The sequence below is a fragment of the Enterobacter sp. HK169 genome (assembly GCF_001719105.1).
Classification (GTDB): domain Bacteria; phylum Pseudomonadota; class Gammaproteobacteria; order Enterobacterales; family Enterobacteriaceae; genus Enterobacter; species Enterobacter asburiae_B.
In genome coordinates this window covers 2,503,102-2,520,315 of record NZ_CP017087.1, presented here as the reverse complement: position 1 = coordinate 2,520,315, position 17,214 = coordinate 2,503,102, and the positions used below count along the sequence as shown (strand labels likewise).

Annotated in this window: 22 protein-coding genes, 1 tRNA gene and 1 rRNA gene; 18 read left to right on the top strand and 6 right to left on the bottom strand. The window is 51.7% G+C overall.

The genetic code is table 11. The annotated features are described in order from the left end of the window. The first annotated feature begins 6 nt into the window (after positions 1-6). The 10 genes from secY (at position 7) to EnteroDNA1_RS11915 (ending at position 5,665) form a co-directional block, all read left to right on the top strand. Complete coding sequence (gene secY / locus EnteroDNA1_RS11960) at positions 7-1,338, top strand: preprotein translocase subunit SecY (RefSeq protein WP_003863305.1); 1,332 nt, start codon at positions 7-9, stop codon at positions 1,336-1,338. 31 nt (positions 1,339-1,369) lie between these two features. After that, on the top strand, positions 1,370-1,486 hold the full coding sequence (rpmJ, locus tag EnteroDNA1_RS11955; RefSeq protein WP_000868187.1) for a 50S ribosomal protein L36: 117 nt from the start codon (positions 1,370-1,372) through the stop codon (positions 1,484-1,486). A gap of 146 nt (positions 1,487-1,632) precedes the next feature. Continuing rightward, a complete protein-coding gene (gene rpsM / locus EnteroDNA1_RS11950; RefSeq protein WP_003863308.1) occupies positions 1,633-1,989 on the top strand; it encodes a 30S ribosomal protein S13 in 357 nt (118 codons plus the stop codon). Between the two features lie 16 nt (positions 1,990-2,005). Beyond that, the gene (gene rpsK / locus EnteroDNA1_RS11945; protein ID WP_003863312.1) at positions 2,006-2,395 is read left to right on the top strand and encodes a 30S ribosomal protein S11; all 390 of its coding nucleotides are present in this window, start codon (positions 2,006-2,008) and stop codon (positions 2,393-2,395) included. 33 nt (positions 2,396-2,428) lie between these two features. Then, a complete protein-coding gene (gene rpsD / locus EnteroDNA1_RS11940; protein WP_004868345.1) occupies positions 2,429-3,049 on the top strand; it encodes a 30S ribosomal protein S4 in 621 nt (206 codons plus the stop codon). Between the two features lie 25 nt (positions 3,050-3,074). Then, positions 3,075-4,064 (top strand): DNA-directed RNA polymerase subunit alpha, encoded by a 990-nt coding sequence (locus EnteroDNA1_RS11935; RefSeq protein ID WP_002919219.1) that lies wholly within the window; start codon positions 3,075-3,077, stop codon positions 4,062-4,064. Positions 4,065-4,104: 40 nt separating this feature from the next. After that, positions 4,105-4,488 (top strand): 50S ribosomal protein L17, encoded by a 384-nt coding sequence (gene rplQ / locus EnteroDNA1_RS11930; protein ID WP_001216368.1) that lies wholly within the window; start codon positions 4,105-4,107, stop codon positions 4,486-4,488. Between the two features lie 107 nt (positions 4,489-4,595). Beyond that, positions 4,596-4,964, top strand: coding sequence for a DUF1992 domain-containing protein (locus EnteroDNA1_RS11925; RefSeq protein ID WP_064673112.1), 369 nt, complete (start codon positions 4,596-4,598; stop codon positions 4,962-4,964). A gap of 2 nt (positions 4,965-4,966) precedes the next feature. Continuing rightward, on the top strand, positions 4,967-5,392 hold the full coding sequence (gene zntR / locus EnteroDNA1_RS11920) for a Zn(2+)-responsive transcriptional regulator (protein ID WP_029740638.1): 426 nt from the start codon (positions 4,967-4,969) through the stop codon (positions 5,390-5,392). 57 nt (positions 5,393-5,449) lie between these two features. Beyond that, entirely contained in the window at positions 5,450-5,665 is a 216-nt protein-coding gene (locus EnteroDNA1_RS11915) for an alternative ribosome-rescue factor A (RefSeq protein WP_069303359.1), read from the top strand. On the opposite strand, the gene mscL is transcribed toward EnteroDNA1_RS11915, so the two are convergent. The 5 genes from mscL to def all read right to left on the bottom strand — a co-directional run bounded on the left by mscL (position 5,666) and on the right by def (position 10,442). Continuing rightward, positions 5,666-6,076 (bottom strand): large-conductance mechanosensitive channel protein MscL, encoded by a 411-nt coding sequence (gene mscL, locus EnteroDNA1_RS11910; protein ID WP_023309449.1) that lies wholly within the window; start codon positions 6,074-6,076, stop codon positions 5,666-5,668. 146 nt (positions 6,077-6,222) lie between these two features. Then, positions 6,223-7,599, bottom strand: a complete 1,377-nt coding sequence (gene trkA / locus EnteroDNA1_RS11905; RefSeq protein ID WP_008503482.1) for a Trk system potassium transporter TrkA — start codon at positions 7,597-7,599, stop codon at positions 6,223-6,225. Between the two features lie 22 nt (positions 7,600-7,621). Next, positions 7,622-8,908 (bottom strand): 16S rRNA (cytosine(967)-C(5))-methyltransferase RsmB, encoded by a 1,287-nt coding sequence (gene rsmB / locus EnteroDNA1_RS11900; RefSeq protein WP_064673111.1) that lies wholly within the window; start codon positions 8,906-8,908, stop codon positions 7,622-7,624. A gap of 51 nt (positions 8,909-8,959) precedes the next feature. Then, positions 8,960-9,907, bottom strand: a complete 948-nt coding sequence (fmt, locus tag EnteroDNA1_RS11895; RefSeq protein WP_047059615.1) for a methionyl-tRNA formyltransferase — start codon at positions 9,905-9,907, stop codon at positions 8,960-8,962. Positions 9,908-9,932: 25 nt separating this feature from the next. After that, on the bottom strand, positions 9,933-10,442 hold the full coding sequence (def, locus tag EnteroDNA1_RS11890) for a peptide deformylase (protein ID WP_006812188.1): 510 nt from the start codon (positions 10,440-10,442) through the stop codon (positions 9,933-9,935). A 127-nt stretch (positions 10,443-10,569) separates the two neighbouring features. Between def and dprA the strand changes: the two genes are divergently transcribed. Genes dprA through EnteroDNA1_RS11860 form a run of 6 tightly spaced genes read left to right on the top strand, consistent with a single transcriptional unit; the run spans position 10,570 to position 14,353 of the window. Then, positions 10,570-11,694, top strand: coding sequence for a DNA-protecting protein DprA (gene dprA / locus EnteroDNA1_RS11885; protein ID WP_064673114.1), 1,125 nt, complete (start codon positions 10,570-10,572; stop codon positions 11,692-11,694). Beyond that, the gene (gene smg, locus EnteroDNA1_RS11880; protein ID WP_008503477.1) at positions 11,666-12,139 is read left to right on the top strand and encodes a DUF494 family protein Smg; all 474 of its coding nucleotides are present in this window, start codon (positions 11,666-11,668) and stop codon (positions 12,137-12,139) included. Before dprA ends, smg begins: the two co-directional genes overlap by 29 nt. 26 nt (positions 12,140-12,165) lie before the next feature. Next, the gene (locus tag EnteroDNA1_RS11875; protein ID WP_064673110.1) at positions 12,166-12,720 is read left to right on the top strand and encodes a DNA topoisomerase family protein; all 555 of its coding nucleotides are present in this window, start codon (positions 12,166-12,168) and stop codon (positions 12,718-12,720) included. Next, positions 12,713-13,285, top strand: a complete 573-nt coding sequence (gene tsaC, locus EnteroDNA1_RS11870) for an L-threonylcarbamoyladenylate synthase type 1 TsaC (protein ID WP_033146781.1) — start codon at positions 12,713-12,715, stop codon at positions 13,283-13,285. The genes EnteroDNA1_RS11875 and tsaC overlap by 8 nt, the downstream gene beginning before the upstream one ends. A gap of 4 nt (positions 13,286-13,289) precedes the next feature. Continuing rightward, complete coding sequence (gene aroE / locus EnteroDNA1_RS11865; RefSeq protein ID WP_064673109.1) at positions 13,290-14,108, top strand: shikimate dehydrogenase; 819 nt, start codon at positions 13,290-13,292, stop codon at positions 14,106-14,108. Then, positions 14,105-14,353, top strand: coding sequence for a DUF1488 domain-containing protein (locus EnteroDNA1_RS11860; protein WP_064673108.1), 249 nt, complete (start codon positions 14,105-14,107; stop codon positions 14,351-14,353). The genes aroE and EnteroDNA1_RS11860 overlap by 4 nt, the downstream gene beginning before the upstream one ends. On the opposite strand, the gene EnteroDNA1_RS11855 is transcribed toward EnteroDNA1_RS11860, so the two are convergent. Then, complete coding sequence (locus EnteroDNA1_RS11855) at positions 14,329-14,883, bottom strand: gamma carbonic anhydrase family protein (RefSeq protein WP_058841964.1); 555 nt, start codon at positions 14,881-14,883, stop codon at positions 14,329-14,331. The two genes, EnteroDNA1_RS11860 and EnteroDNA1_RS11855, sit on opposite strands and share 25 nt — an antisense overlap. A gap of 471 nt (positions 14,884-15,354) precedes the next feature. On the opposite strand from EnteroDNA1_RS11855, the gene EnteroDNA1_RS11845 reads away from it, so the two are divergent. Together EnteroDNA1_RS11845 and EnteroDNA1_RS11840 are read left to right on the top strand one after the other, a co-directional pair. Continuing rightward, positions 15,355-16,896: ribosomal RNA gene (locus tag EnteroDNA1_RS11845) — 16S ribosomal RNA — on the top strand. Positions 16,897-16,981: 85 nt separating this feature from the next. Then, positions 16,982-17,057: transfer RNA gene (locus EnteroDNA1_RS11840), tRNA-Glu, on the top strand. Positions 17,058-17,214 lie beyond the last annotated feature (157 nt).

Sequence of the window (17,214 nt, the reverse complement as noted above, 5' to 3'; positions counted from 1 at the left end):
TAGCAGATGGCTAAGCAACCGGGATTAGATTTTCAAAGTGCCAAAGGTGGATTTGGCGAGCTGAAACGCAGACTGCTGTTTGTTATCGGCGCGCTGATTGTGTTCCGTATTGGCTCTTTTATTCCGATCCCTGGTATCGATGCCGCTGTACTTGCCAAACTGCTTGAGCAACAGCGAGGCACCATCATTGAAATGTTCAACATGTTCTCTGGTGGTGCTCTCAGCCGTGCTTCTATCTTTGCATTGGGTATTATGCCGTACATTTCGGCATCTATTATTATCCAGCTGCTGACGGTCGTTCATCCGGCCCTGGCAGAGTTGAAGAAAGAAGGGGAGTCTGGACGTCGTAAGATTAGTCAGTACACCCGTTACGGTACTCTGGTGCTGGCAATATTCCAGTCGATCGGTATTGCTACCGGTCTGCCGAATATGCCTGGTATGCAGGGCCTGGTGTTAAACCCGGGCTTTGCATTCTATTTCACCGCTGTTGTAAGTCTGGTCACAGGGACTATGTTCCTGATGTGGCTCGGCGAACAGATTACTGAGCGTGGTATCGGTAACGGTATCTCTATCATTATCTTCGCCGGTATTGTTGCGGGCCTCCCGCCAGCCATCGCCCATACTATCGAGCAAGCGCGTCAAGGCGACCTGCACTTCCTCCTGTTGCTGTTGGTTGCAGTATTAGTATTTGCAGTGACGTTCTTTGTTGTCTTCGTTGAACGTGGTCAACGCCGCATTGTGGTGAACTACGCTAAACGTCAGCAAGGTCGTCGTGTCTATGCTGCACAGAGCACACATTTACCGCTGAAAGTGAACATGGCGGGGGTTATCCCGGCTATCTTCGCTTCCAGTATTATTCTGTTCCCGGCGACCATCGCGTCATGGTTCGGGGGCGGTACTGGTTGGAACTGGCTGACAACAATTTCGCTGTATTTGCAGCCTGGGCAACCACTTTATGTGTTACTCTATGCGTCTGCGATCATCTTCTTCTGTTTCTTCTACACGGCGTTGGTCTTCAACCCGCGTGAAACAGCAGATAACCTGAAGAAGTCCGGTGCATTTGTACCAGGAATTCGTCCGGGAGAGCAAACGGCGAAGTATATCGATAAAGTAATGACTCGCCTGACTTTGGTTGGTGCGCTTTATATTACTTTTATCTGCCTGATCCCGGAGTTCATGCGTGATGCAATGAAAGTACCGTTCTACTTCGGTGGGACCTCACTGCTTATCGTTGTTGTCGTGATTATGGACTTTATGGCTCAAGTGCAAACTCTGATGATGTCCAGTCAGTACGAGTCTGCATTGAAGAAGGCGAACCTGAAAGGCTACGGCCGCTAAATGGTCGCCTGAGAAGTTACGGAGAGTAAAAATGAAAGTTCGTGCTTCCGTCAAGAAATTATGCCGTAACTGCAAAATCGTTAAGCGTGATGGTGTCATCCGTGTGATTTGCAGTGCCGAGCCGAAGCATAAACAGCGCCAAGGCTGATTATTTCGCATATTTTTCTTGCAAAGTTGGGTTGAGCTGGCTAGATTAGCCAGCCAATCTTTTGTATGTCTGTACGTTTCCATTTGAGTATCCTGAAAACGGGCTTTTCAGCATGGTGCGTACATATTAAATAGTAGGAGTGCATAGTGGCCCGTATAGCAGGCATTAACATTCCTGATCAGAAACATGCTGTGATCGCATTAACTTCGATCTACGGCGTCGGCAAGACCCGTTCTAAAGCCATTCTGGCTGCAGCGGGTATCGCTGAAGATGTTAAGATCAGTGAGCTGTCTGAAGAACAAATCGACACGCTGCGTGACGAAGTTGCCAAATTTGTCGTTGAAGGTGATCTGCGCCGTGAAATCAGCATGAGCATCAAGCGCCTGATGGATCTTGGTTGCTATCGCGGTTTGCGTCATCGTCGTGGTCTGCCAGTGCGCGGTCAGCGTACTAAGACCAACGCACGTACCCGTAAGGGTCCGCGCAAACCGATCAAGAAATAATCGGGGTGATTGAATAATGGCAAAGGCACCAGTTCGTGCACGTAAACGTGTAAGAAAACAAGTCTCTGACGGCGTGGCTCATATCCATGCTTCTTTCAACAACACCATCGTTACTATTACTGATCGTCAGGGTAACGCATTGGGTTGGGCAACAGCCGGTGGTTCCGGTTTCCGTGGTTCTCGCAAATCCACTCCGTTCGCAGCTCAGGTTGCAGCAGAGCGTTGCGCAGAAGCCGTAAAAGAATACGGCATCAAGAATCTGGAAGTTATGGTTAAAGGTCCGGGTCCGGGTCGTGAATCTACTGTTCGCGCTCTGAACGCCGCTGGTTTCCGCATCACGAATATTACTGATGTGACTCCGATCCCTCATAACGGTTGTCGTCCGCCGAAAAAACGTCGCGTATAACGCTCCGTTTTTTAGGTTAGTTGGAGATAGAAAATGGCAAGATATTTGGGTCCTAAGCTCAAGCTGAGCCGTCGTGAGGGCACCGACTTATTCCTTAAGTCTGGCGTTCGCGCGATCGATACCAAGTGTAAAATTGAACAAGCTCCTGGCCAGCACGGTGCGCGTAAACCGCGTCTGTCTGACTATGGTGTGCAGTTGCGTGAAAAGCAAAAAGTTCGCCGTATGTACGGTGTGCTGGAGCGTCAGTTCCGTAACTACTATAAAGAAGCAGCACGTCTGAAAGGCAACACAGGTGAAAACCTGCTGGCTCTGCTGGAAGGTCGTCTGGACAACGTTGTATACCGTATGGGCTTCGGCGCTACTCGTGCTGAATCACGTCAGCTGGTTAGCCACAAAGCAATCATGGTAAACGGTCGTGTTGTTAACATCGCTTCTTATCAGGTTAAAGCGAATGACGTTGTTAGCATTCGTGAGAAAGCGAAAAAGCAATCTCGCGTGAAGGCCGCTCTGGAGCTGGCTGAGCAGCGTGAAAAGCCAACCTGGCTGGAAGTTGATGCTGGCAAGATGGAAGGTACGTTCAAGCGTCAGCCAGAACGTTCTGATCTGTCTGCGGACATTAACGAACACCTGATCGTCGAGCTTTACTCCAAGTAAAGCTTAGTACCAAAGAGAGGACACAATGCAGGGTTCTGTGACAGAGTTTCTAAAACCGCGCCTGGTAGATATCGAGCAAGTGAGTTCGACGCACGCCAAGGTGACCCTTGAGCCTTTAGAGCGTGGCTTTGGCCATACTCTGGGTAACGCACTGCGCCGTATTCTGCTCTCATCGATGCCGGGTTGCGCGGTGACCGAGGTTGAGATTGATGGTGTACTTCATGAGTACAGCACCAAAGAAGGCGTTCAGGAAGATATCCTTGAAATCCTGCTCAACCTGAAAGGGCTGGCGGTGAGAGTTCAGGGTAAAGATGAAGTTATTCTTACTCTGAATAAATCTGGCATTGGCCCTGTGACTGCAGCCGACATCACCCACGACGGTGATGTTGAAATCGTCAAGCCGCAGCACGTGATCTGCCACCTGACCGATGAGAACGCAGCTATTAGCATGCGTATCAAAGTTCAGCGCGGTCGTGGTTATGTGCCGGCTTCTGCCCGAATTCATTCGGAAGAAGATGAGCGCCCAATCGGCCGTCTGCTGGTCGACGCATGCTATAGCCCTGTAGAGCGTATTGCCTACAATGTTGAAGCAGCGCGTGTAGAACAGCGTACCGACCTGGACAAGCTGGTCATCGAAATGGAAACCAACGGCACAATCGATCCTGAAGAGGCGATTCGTCGTGCGGCGACCATCCTGGCAGAACAACTGGAAGCTTTCGTTGACTTACGTGATGTACGTCAGCCGGAAGTGAAAGAAGAGAAACCAGAATTCGATCCGATCCTGCTGCGCCCTGTTGACGATCTCGAATTGACTGTCCGCTCTGCTAACTGCCTCAAGGCAGAAGCTATCCACTATATCGGTGATCTGGTACAGCGTACCGAGGTTGAGTTGCTGAAAACGCCGAACCTGGGTAAAAAATCTCTTACCGAGATTAAAGACGTGCTGGCTTCACGTGGTCTGTCTCTGGGCATGCGCCTGGAAAACTGGCCACCAGCAAGCATTGCTGACGAGTAACCGGATCACAGGTTAAGGTTTTACTGAGAAGGATAAGGTCATGCGCCATCGTAAGAGTGGTCGTCAACTGAACCGCAACAGCAGCCATCGCCAGGCTATGTTCCGCAACATGGCAGGTTCACTGGTTCGTCATGAGATCATCAAGACGACCCTGCCTAAAGCGAAAGAGCTGCGTCGCGTAGTTGAGCCGCTGATTACTCTTGCCAAGACTGACAGCGTTGCTAATCGTCGTCTGGCATTCGCCCGTACTCGTGATAACGAGATCGTGGCAAAACTGTTTAACGAACTGGGCCCGCGTTTCGCGAGCCGTGCCGGTGGTTACACTCGCATTCTGAAGTGTGGTTTCCGTGCAGGCGACAACGCGCCGATGGCTTACATCGAGCTGGTTGATCGTTCAGAGAAAGCAGAAGCTGCTGCAGAGTAATCTGCAGTAACGTAAAAAAACCCGCTCCGGCGGGTTTTTTTATATCCGCGATATCCCCACTTCTCTACAATGTCTGTATCAATTCTGTTCATCTCCTGGAGCTGGTAATGTGGTTGCTCGACCAGTGGGCAGAACGCCATATTCGCGATGCCCAAAAAAAAGGTGAATTCGACGATCTCCCGGGGAGCGGCGAACGCCTTGCGCTTGACGATGACTCGCACATCGCGCCTGAACTACGGGCTGGTTACCGTTTACTGAAAAATGCGGGCTGTCTCCCCCCGGAGCTCGAACAGCGCAGAGAGGCTGTTGAACTGGCCGATCTTCTCAAAGGGATCCGCTATGACGATCCACGACATTCTGAACTTAGCCGCCGCCTCGCCCTGCTTGAACTCAAGCTGCGCCAGGCTGGTATGAACACTGATTTTCTGCGCGGTGAATACGGTGAAAGATTGATGCAGAAAATAAACGAGGAGTAGTTATGTACCGTATCGGTGAACTTGCGAAGCTTGCGAACGTCACGCCGGATACCATCCGATATTACGAAAAGCAGCAGATGATCGATCATGAAGTTCGGACTGAAGGGGGCTTTCGCCTTTATACCGATAACGATCTGCAGCGCCTGCGGTTTATTCGTTATGCGCGTCAGCTCGGTTTTACACTGGATTCGATCCGCGAGTTATTATCGATCCGCATCGATCCGGAACATCACACCTGCCAGGAATCTAAAAGCATCGTGCAGGCCCGGCTGGATGAAGTTGAAGCGCGTATACAGGAACTGCAAACCATGCAGCGCTCTCTGCAAAGGCTGAACGATGCCTGCTGCGGTACGGCCCACAGCAGCATTTACTGTTCAATTCTCGAAGCCCTTGAACAGGGAGCGAGTGGAGAAACGCAGGGCTGTTGATTTTTAGTTCAACCGGGTCTAGACTCGCTTCGTCATAAACCCTGCTCTGGAGACATTATGAGCCGCTATCAGCACACGAAAGGACAAATTAAGGACAATGCCATTGAGGCGTTACTTCACGACCCGTTATTCAGGCAGCGCGTTGAGAAGAATAAAAAAGGGAAAGGAAGTTATCTGCGTAAAGACAAACATGAAAAACGGTGTAACTGGGAGGCCAGTGGCAAGCAAGCGAATCGCTTATTTACCACTGGCCTTCCTGCTTTTATCTGTTGATTAGACGCGGTTATTTTGCTCTTTTAACAGATCGCGGATCTCACTCAACAGCACTTCTTCTTTCGTTGGCGCAGGTGCTGCAGCCGGCTCTTCTTTTTTACGGTTGAGCCTGTTGATCAGCTTGATGGCCATAAATATGGCAAACGCGACAATCACAAAATCAAATACGTTCTGAATAAATACGCCGTAGTGCATCACTACTGCCGGAACATCACCCTGCGCTTCACGCAGCGTGAAAGCGAACTGTTTGAAATCAATGCCGCCGATTAACAACCCTAAAGGTGGCATGATAATGTCGGCCACTAATGATGAAACAATCTTGCCGAATGCCGCACCAATAATGACACCCACTGCCAAATCTACCACGTTCCCGCGCATCGCAAATTCGCGAAATTCTTTAATAAAACTCATTGTTCTCTCCTTGTGCCAGCTGACGAGTTTAAGTTTAACAAATGATTAGCCAATTGCCATTCGGGATAATTAAACATTATGAAAAATAAAAGGCACAGAAATGAGAAGGATAAAGTAAGGGTGCTCTTACTCGAGCACCCAATTCTTTAAAGGAAGAATGGACTTGGCTGGAATAAACGTTCGACGTCGGTAATAAACTTTTTATCGGTAAGGAACATAATAACGTGATCGCCTTGCTCAATTCGTAAATTATCATTGGCAATCATGACATCATTCCCGCGCACAACGGCGCCGATAATCGTGCCTGGCGGCAGTTTAATTTCGTCGATCGAACGGCCGACGACGCGCGACGTCGTTTCATCTCCATGAGCCACGGCTTCAATAGCTTCCGCTACGCCACGGCGAAGCGATGACACACCGACAATATCCGCTTTACGAACATGGCTCAGGAGAGCGGAAATTGTCGCCTGCTGAGGGGAAATGGCAATATCAATAACGCTGCCCTGAACCAGATCGACATACGCCTTACGCTGGATAAGCACCATGACTTTTTTAGCCCCCATGCGCTTCGCGAGCATGGCGGACATTATATTCGCCTCGTCGTCGTTGGTGACGGCAATAAAGAGATCAACCTGATCAATATGCTCTTCAGCCAGCAACTCCTGATCCGACGCATCACCATAAAATACGATCGTATTTTGCAGTTTTTCCGCTAGTTCAGCAGCACGCTGTTGATCGCGCTCGATCAACTTCACGCTGTAATCTTTTTCCAGCCGATGTGCCAGGCCGGCACCGATATTGCCGCCGCCGACCAGCATAATGCGCTTATAGGGTTTTTCGAGACGCTGAAGTTCACTCATCACCGCACGAATATGCTGTGAGGCCGCAATAAAGAAGACCTCATCACCGGCTTCGACAATCGTGGAGCCTTGCGGGCGAATTGGCCTGTCGTGACGGAAAATGGCTGCGACGCGCGTATCGATATGCGGCATGTGCTCGCGCATGGTGGAAAGCGCATTGCCGATCAATGGTCCGCCGTAATAGGCCTTAACTACTGCCAGGCTCACTTTGCCCTCGGCAAAGTTCACTACCTGCAGGGCGCCCGGATATTCGATCAGGCGATAGATATTGTCGATAACCAGCTGTTCTGGCGCGATGAGGTGGTCAATGGGGACCGCTTCGGAATTAAACAGTTTTTCAGCATCGCGAACATAGTCCGGAGAGCGAATGCGCGCAATTCGGTTTGGCGTGTTGAAAAGCGAGTAGGCCACCTGACAGGCCACCATATTGGTTTCGTCCGAACTGGTTACCGCAACCAGCATGTCGGCATCGTCGGCGCCCGCCTCACGAAGAACGCGTGGGTGCGAACCATGACCCTGCACCACGCGCAGGTCAAACTTGTCCTGTAAGACACGCAGACGATCGCCGTTGGTATCAACAATTGTGATGTCATTGTTTTCGCCAACCAGGTTTTCCGCCAGCGTTCCGCCCACCTGTCCTGCACCCAGAATGATAATCTTCATATCTCGTGACCTGTTCTCAACATCACTCTTTGATTAGCTTAGCGTAAAAGAAGCCATCGCCCTCTTCAGCACCCGGCAGGTTCTGCAGACCCGGGCATTCAGGCGTTCCCGTATCGCTCAGCGCGGCGTCCGGCGTACGTTTAAGGAAGGCCGCGATTTGCTGGCTGTTTTCTTCCGGCAGTACGGAGCAGGTCGCATAGACCAGCGTTCCGCCAGATTTAAGATGCGGCCAAATGGCGTCGAGAATGTCGGATTGCAGTTGGGCAAGTTCCTTAATATCACGATCGCGGCGTAGCCACTTGATGTCCGGATGACGACGAATAACACCGGTTGCAGAGCAGGGGGCGTCCAGCAAAATGCGATCGAACTGGGTTTCACCACACCACTCTGCGGGTTTGCGCCCATCGCCCTGCTTAACCTGAGCCTTCATGCCGAGACGCTTGAGGTTGTCGTAGACGCGTGAGAGACGCTGTTCATCGACGTCCACGGCCATCACGCTGGCCTGCGGAGCCACTTCCAGAATATGCGTCGTTTTGCCCCCAGGTGCGGCGCAAAGATCGAGGATCTGCTCACCATTTTTGGGTTCAAGCCAGGTCATGCAACCCTGCGCCGAGGCATCCTGTACGGTTACCCAACCTTCATCAAAACCGGGTAATGCATGTACCGGTGCAGGTGAGGCTAAGCGTACGGCATCCGGATAGGCTTCATGCGGGAATCCACTCATTCCAGCTTCTTCGAGCAAGCTCAGCCATGCGTCACGGTTGTGGTGATTACGATTCACGCGTAACCACATTGGCGGGCGCTGGTTGTTGGCATCGGCAATCTCCTGCCACTGCTGTGGATAAGCTTTTTTCAGGCGCTTCAACAGCCAGTCCGGGTGCAGGAAACGTGTTTCGCTTTGGGTAAATTCAGCCAGAAGCTCTTCCTGCTGTCTCTGGAACTGACGCAGTACGCCGTTGATCAGCCCTTTCAGCTGAGGGCGTTTAATCGCAACAGCGCCTTCAACCGTCTCAGCCAGCGCGGCATGAGGTGGGATGCGGGTATGAAGAAGCTGATAAAAGCCCACCATAATCAAATAGTGTACGGTGCGCTGCTTGCCTGTCATTGGGCGTGACATCAGCTTGTTAATCAGCCACTCAAGCTGAGAAAGCGTGCGCAGAACGCCAAAGCAGAGCTCCTGAAGCAGGGCTTTGTCTTTATCAGATACTTTTTGTTGCAGGGGAGGCAGGACGTTACTTAGTGACTGGCCCTGCTCGATAACCTGCTCAACGGCCTGAGCCGCCATACTGCGTAGATTTTGTTTTTTCATAACCGTAAAAATAAAAATGCCCGGAACACCGGGCCTTAAGGATAGATTTGCTCAGGCAAGACGATTGCCCGGAATAAACCATTCGCGACGGGAATTTAACAGATCCTGAGCGCTCATGGCCTTCTTGCCGGCCGGTTGTAGCGATTCAAGATTCAGGATCCCTTGCCCAGTCGCCACCTGAATTCCGTTCTTGTTGGCGTCAATAATCGTACCGGGTTCAGCCGTGGTAGTACCGCTAATGACGGAGGCTTTCCAGACTTTCACCGGCTGCTCATCAATCTCCATCCAGCTCATCGGCCACGGATTAAAAGCGCGAATGCAGCGTTCAAGCTGCGCGGCTGACAGGGACCAGTCGATACGCGCTTCTTCTTTGCTCAGTTTTTCGGCATAAGTCACCAGCGCGTCATCCTGAACTTCCGGTTTCGCCGTATTGTCAGCAAGCTGCTGGAGCGTCTCGATAAGCCCTTGTGGGCCAAGGTCTGCCAGTTTGTCATACAGCGTAGCGCTGGTATCGTCTGACGTTATGGGGCACGCCAGTTTATACAGCATATCGCCGGTGTCTAAACCTACGTCCATCTTCATGATGGTAACGCCCGTTTCGGCATCACCAGCCCACAGCGAGCGCTGGATAGGTGCAGCACCACGCCAGCGCGGGAGCAAAGACCCATGCACGTTGATGCAACCCAGGCGGGGCATATCAAGCACAGCTTTTGGCAGAATTAAACCATAAGCCACCACTACCATTACGTCGGCATTCAGGTCGGCAACCAGCTGCTGATTTTCCGGTGGGCGCAACGATGCGGGCTGAAATACGGGTAGCCCATGTTCTTCTGCCAGCACCTTTACCGGGCTCGGCATCAGTTTTTTGCCGCGACCTGCCGGACGGTCCGGCTGGGTAAAGACGCCAACAACCTGGTGACCAGACGATAACAGCGCGTCAAGATGACGCGCTGCAAAATCAGGGGTTCCCGCGAAGATAATACGTAGTGTTTTAGACACGATGATCCTTGTATCCGGGGGGACGTTATGCGCGAGAACGCAAACGATCCAGTTTCTCTACTTTTTGACGAATACGCTGCTGTTTCAGCGGCGAGAGATAATCGATAAACAGTTTACCGACCAGGTGGTCCATCTCATGCTGAATACAAATCGCCAGCAGGTCGTCTGCTTCCAGTTCGAACGGGTTACCGTCACGATCCAGAGCGCGAATTTTCACCTTTTCGGCACGCGGTACTAAAGCGCGCTGTTCAGGAATGGACAGACAGCCTTCCTCAATACCGGTTTCGCCACTCTTTTCGAGCAGCTCAGGGTTGATCAGCACCAGACGCTCATCGCGATTTTCGGAAACATCAATCACGATAATACGCTTATGAATATCCACCTGCGTCGCCGCCAGGCCAATACCTTCTTCGGCGTACATGGTATCGAACATATCATCAACGATACGCTGGATTTCTGCATTCACTTCTTTGACCGGTTCAGCGACGATGCGAAGGCGCTCGTCCGGAATATGTAACACTTGCAAAACTGCCATAAATTTCCAGAGTCGTGTTCAGGAGTTGATAAGAATACTCTCTCTATTCTAGACAAATCCCCCATCGATTGACAGCATCAGTGACCAATCGCAATGATTGCGGAGGCCGCTTATGGCAGGGGAAAGGATGACGTCTACCGAGATATGGCTACGGCTAGTACACACTGGGCCTCTGTGTGGTGATGTAATGCTGGAAGCGGCTGCGCGACTGCAGAAGCTGGAACATCTCAACGTGCTCGTTGCCAGAAACGCCGGGCTGACAGCAAAGCAGGCTGAACGGTTCTTTGCACTCGATAAGAGCGAGCTGGAACGTAGCCTTGTGTGGCTTGAGCAGCCGGGACATCATTTATTAACGCCCAACCATCCCCTATATCCCCCTTTGCTCCGCACGATCCCTGATTATCCCGGGGCGTTATTCGTAAAAGGTAATCCTGAGGCGCTCAATACCGTTCAGCTGGCGGTGGTAGGCAGCCGTGCGCCGTCATGGTACGGCGAGCGATGGGGGAAAATCCTGTGCGAACAACTGTCGCAAAGCGGTTTCACGATTACCAGCGGGCTGGCCTGCGGTATTGACGGCGTAGCCCATAGCGCGGCGCTGTCAGTTAAGGGACGAAGCGTAGCGGTGCTGGGGAACGGTCTTTTTAGCATTTATCCACGCCGGCATCAGGCACTGGCGATGCGGCTTATTGAATCTGACGGCGCGATAGTTTCTGAGTTTCCGCTTTCCGCACAGCCCAGGCCGGCAAACTTTCCGCGTCGGAATCGGATTATCAGCGGGCTTAGCAAAGGCGTGCTGGTGGTTGAAGCGGCACGCCGAAGCGGTTCACTGGTCACGGCGCGATGCGCGCTCGAACAGGGAAGAGAAGTCTTCGCCTTGCCTGGACCGATAGGTAATCCCGGATGCGAGGGGCCCCACTGGTTGATTAAGCAAGGGGCAACGCCGGTAACGGAAGTAGGAGATATTCTTGAAAATTTGCAATATGGGTTGCAATGGCTGCAGGAAGATCCCGAAAAGCGACAATATTCATCAGATCAGGGAAAGGTGGCATTGCCATTTCCCAAGCTCCTGGCTAACGTAGGAGATGAGGTAACACCTGTTGACGTTGTCGCTGAACGTGCCGGCCAACCTGTGCCAGTAACGGTAGCACAGCTACTCGAACTGGAGTTAGCAGGGTGGATCGCAGCTGTACCCGGCGGCTATGTCCGATTAAGGAGGGCATGCCATGTTCGACGTACTGATGTATTTGTTTGAGACTTACATCCATAACGAAGCAGAAATGCGAGTGGATCAGGACAAATTGACACAGGATCTTACCGATGCGGGGTTTGAGCGGGAAGATATCTATAATGCGTTGATGTGGCTGGAAAAACTGGCTGATTATCAGGAAGGCCTCGCCGAACCGATGCAGCTTGCTTCTGACCCATTGTCAGTACGCATTTATACTGCGGAAGAGTGTGAAAGGCTGGATGCCAGCTGCCGGGGGTTCATCTTATTCCTTGAGCAGATTCAGGTGCTGAACCTCGAAACGAGAGAAATGGTGATAGAGCGCGTCATGGCGCTGGATACAGCAGAATTTGAACTGGAAGATCTCAAGTGGGTGATCCTGATGGTTCTGTTTAATATCCCGGGCTGTGAAAACGCCTATCAGCAAATGGAAGAATTACTCTTTGAAGTGAATGAAGGTATGCTGCACTAATTCAATGTGCAGCACCAAGAGTTGTTATGGCCAAATCAGCACTATTCACGGTGCATAAAAACGAGCCCTGCCCGCAGTGCGGGGCTGAACTTGTTATTCGGTCCGGGAAACACGGCCCGTTTCTCGGTTGTTCACACTATCCGGAATGTGATTATGTCCGTCCCCTGAAAAGCCAGGCGGATGGACATATAGTTAAAATTCTGGAGGGTCAGTATTGCCCACTCTGCGGTGGTGAATTAGCCCTGCGGCAGGGGCGATTCGGCATGTTTATTGGATGTAGCCGCTACCCGGAATGTGAGCATACGGAACAAATTGATAAGCCTGATGAAACGGCAATTGCGTGCCCTCAGTGTCAGCGCGGTCAGTTGGTACAGCGCCGTTCCCGTTATGGTAAGACTTTCCATTCGTGCGATCGCTACCCTGAATGCCAGTTCGTTATCAATTTTAAACCGGTAGCGGGAACCTGCCATCATTGCAATTATCCGCTACTTATAGAGAAGAAAACCGCGCAAGGCATGAAACGCTTCTGCGCCAGTAAACAATGTGGAAAGCCGGTTACGGCGGATCAAAATAGTGAATAATAACCTGCCATCAGGCTCCATTGCGCATGCTGTGGACGTACTAAAAAAAGAAGAAGTCATCGCCTATCCAACTGAGGCTGTTTTTGGAGTCGGTTGCGATCCTGACAGCGAGACGGCCGTGAGCCGACTGCTTGCCTTAAAACAAAGACCCGTCGAGAAAGGGCTGATTTTGATCGCTGCGAATTATGAGCAGCTTAAACCCTATATCGATGACTCCATGCTGACGCCAGCGCAGCGCGAGACGATCTTCTCCGCGTGGCCTGGCCCGGTGACCTTCGTTTTCCCGGCGCAGCCGACTACGCCTCGCTGGTTAACCGGACGTTTTGATTCCCTCGCCGTTCGCGTAACTGACCATCCGCTGGTGGTTGAACTTTGCCTGGCATTTGGTAAACCGCTGGTCTCAACTAGTGCCAACCTGACCGGATTGCCACCTTGTCGGACAACCGAAGAAGTACTGGCGCAGTTCGGGAACGACTTCCCAGTCGCTGTCGGTGAAACGGGAGGGCGCCTGAATCCGTCTGAAATTCGCGACGCCTTGACCGGCGAACGTTTTCGCCAGGGGTAATCTCATGGAAACCTATGCTGTTTTTGGTAATCCGATTGCACACAGCAAGTCACCGTTGATTCATCAGCAATTTGCGAAGCAGCTGCAGATAAATCATCCCTATGGTCGCGTACTGGCCCCGGTGGATGCATTTATTCCAACGCTGGAGGCTTTTTTCGCCGCGGGCGGTAAAGGCGCGAATGTGACGGTTCCTTTTAAAGAGGAAGCCTTTGAACGTGCGGATGAACTGACCGAGCGCGCTTCACTGGCTGGTGCAGTCAATACCCTAAAACGGCTTGAGGATGGGCGCCTTTTGGGTGACAACACCGACGGAATTGGTTTACTTAGCGATCTGGAACGACTGTCGTTTATTAAGCCCGGGTTTCGGGTCCTGCTGATTGGTGCGGGTGGCGCATCGCGGGGAGTACTGTTGCCTCTGCTTTCACTGGACTGTGCGGTGACCATTACCAACAGAACCTTTTCCCGCGCGGAAGCGCTGGCGGCGTTGTTTGAGCATACCGGCAGCGTGAGCGCGGTAGCGCTTGACGATCTTGACGATCGTGAGTTCGATCTTGTCATCAATGCCACGTCCAGCGGCATCAATGGCGAGATCCCGTTAATTCCTGCTTCTCTGGTCAGCGCGCATATGTACTTCTATGACATGTTTTATCAGAAAGGGAAAACGCCTTTCCTTAACTGGTGTGAACAACACGGCGCGAAGCAGTTAGCCGATGGACTGGGAATGCTGGTGGGGCAGGCCGCGCATGCGGTGCTGCTCTGGCATGGTGTGTTGCCAGCTGTCGAACCTGTCATTGAAAAGTTAAAGCAGGAGCTTTCGGCGTGAACCAGGCTATCCATTTCCCGGACAGAGAGAACTGGGATGAGACTAAACAAACGGTCTGTTTTCCGGTGCTGGTGCAGGGGATGCAACTTACCTGTGCCATTCATGGGGAGACGCTGTTGCGCCGTTTTGGCGGTTCAGACCCGATAGCGATATTTTGTGAAAATCGCTGGGATCTGGAAGAGGAAGCCAGCGATTTAATCCGCGAACAGCAGGAAGACGATCAGGGCTGGGTTTGGTTGTCCTGATCCAAATAGTCATTCTTCCAGTTAACGTAGTTGTTCGCCGAGTATTTTAATCCTTCGATCTCCGCCTCCTTCAGGGGGCGGATCTGTTTTACCGGGCTTCCCAGATAGAGATAGCCACTCTCCAGCCGTTTGTTCTGCGGGACCAGGCTACCGGCACCAATCATTACGTCATCTTCTACTATGACGCCATCCAGCAAAATCGACCCCATGCCAACAAGTACGCGATTCCCGATAGTGCAGCCGTGAAGCATCACTTTATGGCCGACGGTAACCTCTTCTCCAATGATGAGGGGATTACCGTCCGGGTTATAGGAGGATTTGTGCGTGACATGCAGAACGCTGCCGTCCTGAATATTGGTACGGGCGCCAATCGACACATAGTTAACATCTCCCCTGATGGCGACGAGGGGCCAGATGCTGACATCATCGGCCATTCGGACATCGCCGATCACCACGCTGCTGGCATCGATCATCACGCGATCGCCTTTTTGGGGGAACAGATCTTTATAAGGACGTAATACTGCGGGCATATCTACCTCTAACGATGAGCGCTATACAGAAGACTTTGATCATATTAATGGATCACGACAAGGCAAAATACGTCAATATTTAAGCAGATCGGGCGGGATTTCAGCGAAAAGCGCGGAAAATCAGCAGTCGGAAAAAAAGATCTAAAAAATACTTGTGCTAAAAAATGGGATCCCTATAATGCGCCTCCATCGACACGGCGGATGTGAATCACTTCACACAGCAAGCGGTTCGGTTGAAGAGAAAAATTCTGAAATAACGGGTTGACTCTGAAAGAGGAAAGCGTAATATACGCCACCTCGCAACGGTGAGCGAAAGCCGCGTTGCACTGCTCTTTAACAATTTATCAGACAATCTGTGTGGGCACTCAAAGTGACATGGATTCTTAACGTCGCAAGACGAAAAATGAATGCCAAGTCTCTGAGTGAACATACGTAATTCATTACGAAGTTTAATTCACGAGCATCAAACTTAAATTGAAGAGTTTGATCATGGCTCAGATTGAACGCTGGCGGCAGGCCTAACACATGCAAGTCGAGCGGCAGCGGAAAGTAGCTTGCTACTTTGCCGGCGAGCGGCGGACGGGTGAGTAATGTCTGGGAAACTGCCTGATGGAGGGGGATAACTACTGGAAACGGTAGCTAATACCGCATAACGTCGCAAGACCAAAGAGGGGGACCTTCGGGCCTCTTGCCATCAGATGTGCCCAGATGGGATTAGCTAGTAGGTGGGGTAACGGCTCACCTAGGCGACGATCCCTAGCTGGTCTGAGAGGATGACCAGCCACACTGGAACTGAGACACGGTCCAGACTCCTACGGGAGGCAGCAGTGGGGAATATTGCACAATGGGCGCAAGCCTGATGCAGCCATGCCGCGTGTATGAAGAAGGCCTTCGGGTTGTAAAGTACTTTCAGCGGGGAGGAAGGCGATAAGGTTAATAACCTTGTCGATTGACGTTACCCGCAGAAGAAGCACCGGCTAACTCCGTGCCAGCAGCCGCGGTAATACGGAGGGTGCAAGCGTTAATCGGAATTACTGGGCGTAAAGCGCACGCAGGCGGTCTGTCAAGTCGGATGTGAAATCCCCGGGCTCAACCTGGGAACTGCATTCGAAACTGGCAGGCTAGAGTCTTGTAGAGGGGGGTAGAATTCCAGGTGTAGCGGTGAAATGCGTAGAGATCTGGAGGAATACCGGTGGCGAAGGCGGCCCCCTGGACAAAGACTGACGCTCAGGTGCGAAAGCGTGGGGAGCAAACAGGATTAGATACCCTGGTAGTCCACGCCGTAAACGATGTCGACTTGGAGGTTGTGCCCTTGAGGCGTGGCTTCCGGAGCTAACGCGTTAAGTCGACCGCCTGGGGAGTACGGCCGCAAGGTTAAAACTCAAATGAATTGACGGGGGCCCGCACAAGCGGTGGAGCATGTGGTTTAATTCGATGCAACGCGAAGAACCTTACCTACTCTTGACATCCAGAGAACTTTCCAGAGATGGATTGGTGCCTTCGGGAACTCTGAGACAGGTGCTGCATGGCTGTCGTCAGCTCGTGTTGTGAAATGTTGGGTTAAGTCCCGCAACGAGCGCAACCCTTATCCTTTGTTGCCAGCGGTTAGGCCGGGAACTCAAAGGAGACTGCCAGTGATAAACTGGAGGAAGGTGGGGATGACGTCAAGTCATCATGGCCCTTACGAGTAGGGCTACACACGTGCTACAATGGCGCATACAAAGAGAAGCGACCTCGCGAGAGCAAGCGGACCTCATAAAGTGCGTCGTAGTCCGGATTGGAGTCTGCAACTCGACTCCATGAAGTCGGAATCGCTAGTAATCGTAGATCAGAATGCTACGGTGAATACGTTCCCGGGCCTTGTACACACCGCCCGTCACACCATGGGAGTGGGTTGCAAAAGAAGTAGGTAGCTTAACCTTCGGGAGGGCGCTTACCACTTTGTGATTCATGACTGGGGTGAAGTCGTAACAAGGTAACCGTAGGGGAACCTGCGGTTGGATCACCTCCTTACCTTAAAGAACCTGCCTTTGTAGTGCTCACACAGATTGTCTGATGAAAAGTAAATAGCAAGGCGTCTTGCGATTGAGACTTCAGTGTCCCCTTCGTCTAGAGGCCCAGGACACCGCCCTTTCACGGCGGTAACAGGGGTTCGAATCCCCTAGGGGACGCCACTTGCTGGTTCGTGAGTGAAAGTCACCTGCCGTCATATCTCAAAACTCATCTTCGGGTGACGTTTGAGATATTTGCTCTTTAAAAATCTGGATCAAGCTGAAAATTGAAACGACACACATGTTATGTGTGTTCGAGTCTCTCAAATTTTCGCAATCA

What these genes read in the sequence shown, in the direction of transcription:
- secY (WP_003863305.1), top strand. Translation starts at nt 7, where the DNA reads ATGGCTAAGCAACCGGGATTAGATTTTCAAAGTGCCAAAGGTGGATTT.
- rpmJ (WP_000868187.1), top strand. Translation starts at nt 1,370, where the DNA reads ATGAAAGTTCGTGCTTCCGTCAAGAAATTATGCCGTAACTGCAAAATC.
- rpsK (WP_003863312.1), top strand. Translation starts at nt 2,006, where the DNA reads ATGGCAAAGGCACCAGTTCGTGCACGTAAACGTGTAAGAAAACAAGTC.
- rpsD (WP_004868345.1), top strand. Translation starts at nt 2,429, where the DNA reads ATGGCAAGATATTTGGGTCCTAAGCTCAAGCTGAGCCGTCGTGAGGGC.
- EnteroDNA1_RS11935 (WP_002919219.1), top strand. Translation starts at nt 3,075, where the DNA reads ATGCAGGGTTCTGTGACAGAGTTTCTAAAACCGCGCCTGGTAGATATC.
- rplQ (WP_001216368.1), top strand. Translation starts at nt 4,105, where the DNA reads ATGCGCCATCGTAAGAGTGGTCGTCAACTGAACCGCAACAGCAGCCAT.
- EnteroDNA1_RS11925 (WP_064673112.1), top strand. Translation starts at nt 4,596, where the DNA reads ATGTGGTTGCTCGACCAGTGGGCAGAACGCCATATTCGCGATGCCCAA.
- zntR (WP_029740638.1), top strand. Translation starts at nt 4,967, where the DNA reads ATGTACCGTATCGGTGAACTTGCGAAGCTTGCGAACGTCACGCCGGAT.
- EnteroDNA1_RS11915 (WP_069303359.1), top strand. Translation starts at nt 5,450, where the DNA reads ATGAGCCGCTATCAGCACACGAAAGGACAAATTAAGGACAATGCCATT.
- mscL (WP_023309449.1), bottom strand. Translation starts at nt 6,076, where the DNA reads ATGAGTTTTATTAAAGAATTTCGCGAATTTGCGATGCGCGGGAACGTG.
- trkA (WP_008503482.1), bottom strand. Translation starts at nt 7,599, where the DNA reads ATGAAGATTATCATTCTGGGTGCAGGACAGGTGGGCGGAACGCTGGCG.
- rsmB (WP_064673111.1), bottom strand. Translation starts at nt 8,908, where the DNA reads ATGAAAAAACAAAATCTACGCAGTATGGCGGCTCAGGCCGTTGAGCAG.
- def (WP_006812188.1), bottom strand. Translation starts at nt 10,442, where the DNA reads ATGGCAGTTTTGCAAGTGTTACATATTCCGGACGAGCGCCTTCGCATC.
- dprA (WP_064673114.1), top strand. Translation starts at nt 10,570, where the DNA reads ATGACGTCTACCGAGATATGGCTACGGCTAGTACACACTGGGCCTCTG.
- smg (WP_008503477.1), top strand. Translation starts at nt 11,666, where the DNA reads ATGTTCGACGTACTGATGTATTTGTTTGAGACTTACATCCATAACGAA.
- EnteroDNA1_RS11875 (WP_064673110.1), top strand. Translation starts at nt 12,166, where the DNA reads ATGGCCAAATCAGCACTATTCACGGTGCATAAAAACGAGCCCTGCCCG.
- aroE (WP_064673109.1), top strand. Translation starts at nt 13,290, where the DNA reads ATGGAAACCTATGCTGTTTTTGGTAATCCGATTGCACACAGCAAGTCA.
- EnteroDNA1_RS11855 (WP_058841964.1), bottom strand. Translation starts at nt 14,883, where the DNA reads ATGCCCGCAGTATTACGTCCTTATAAAGATCTGTTCCCCCAAAAAGGC.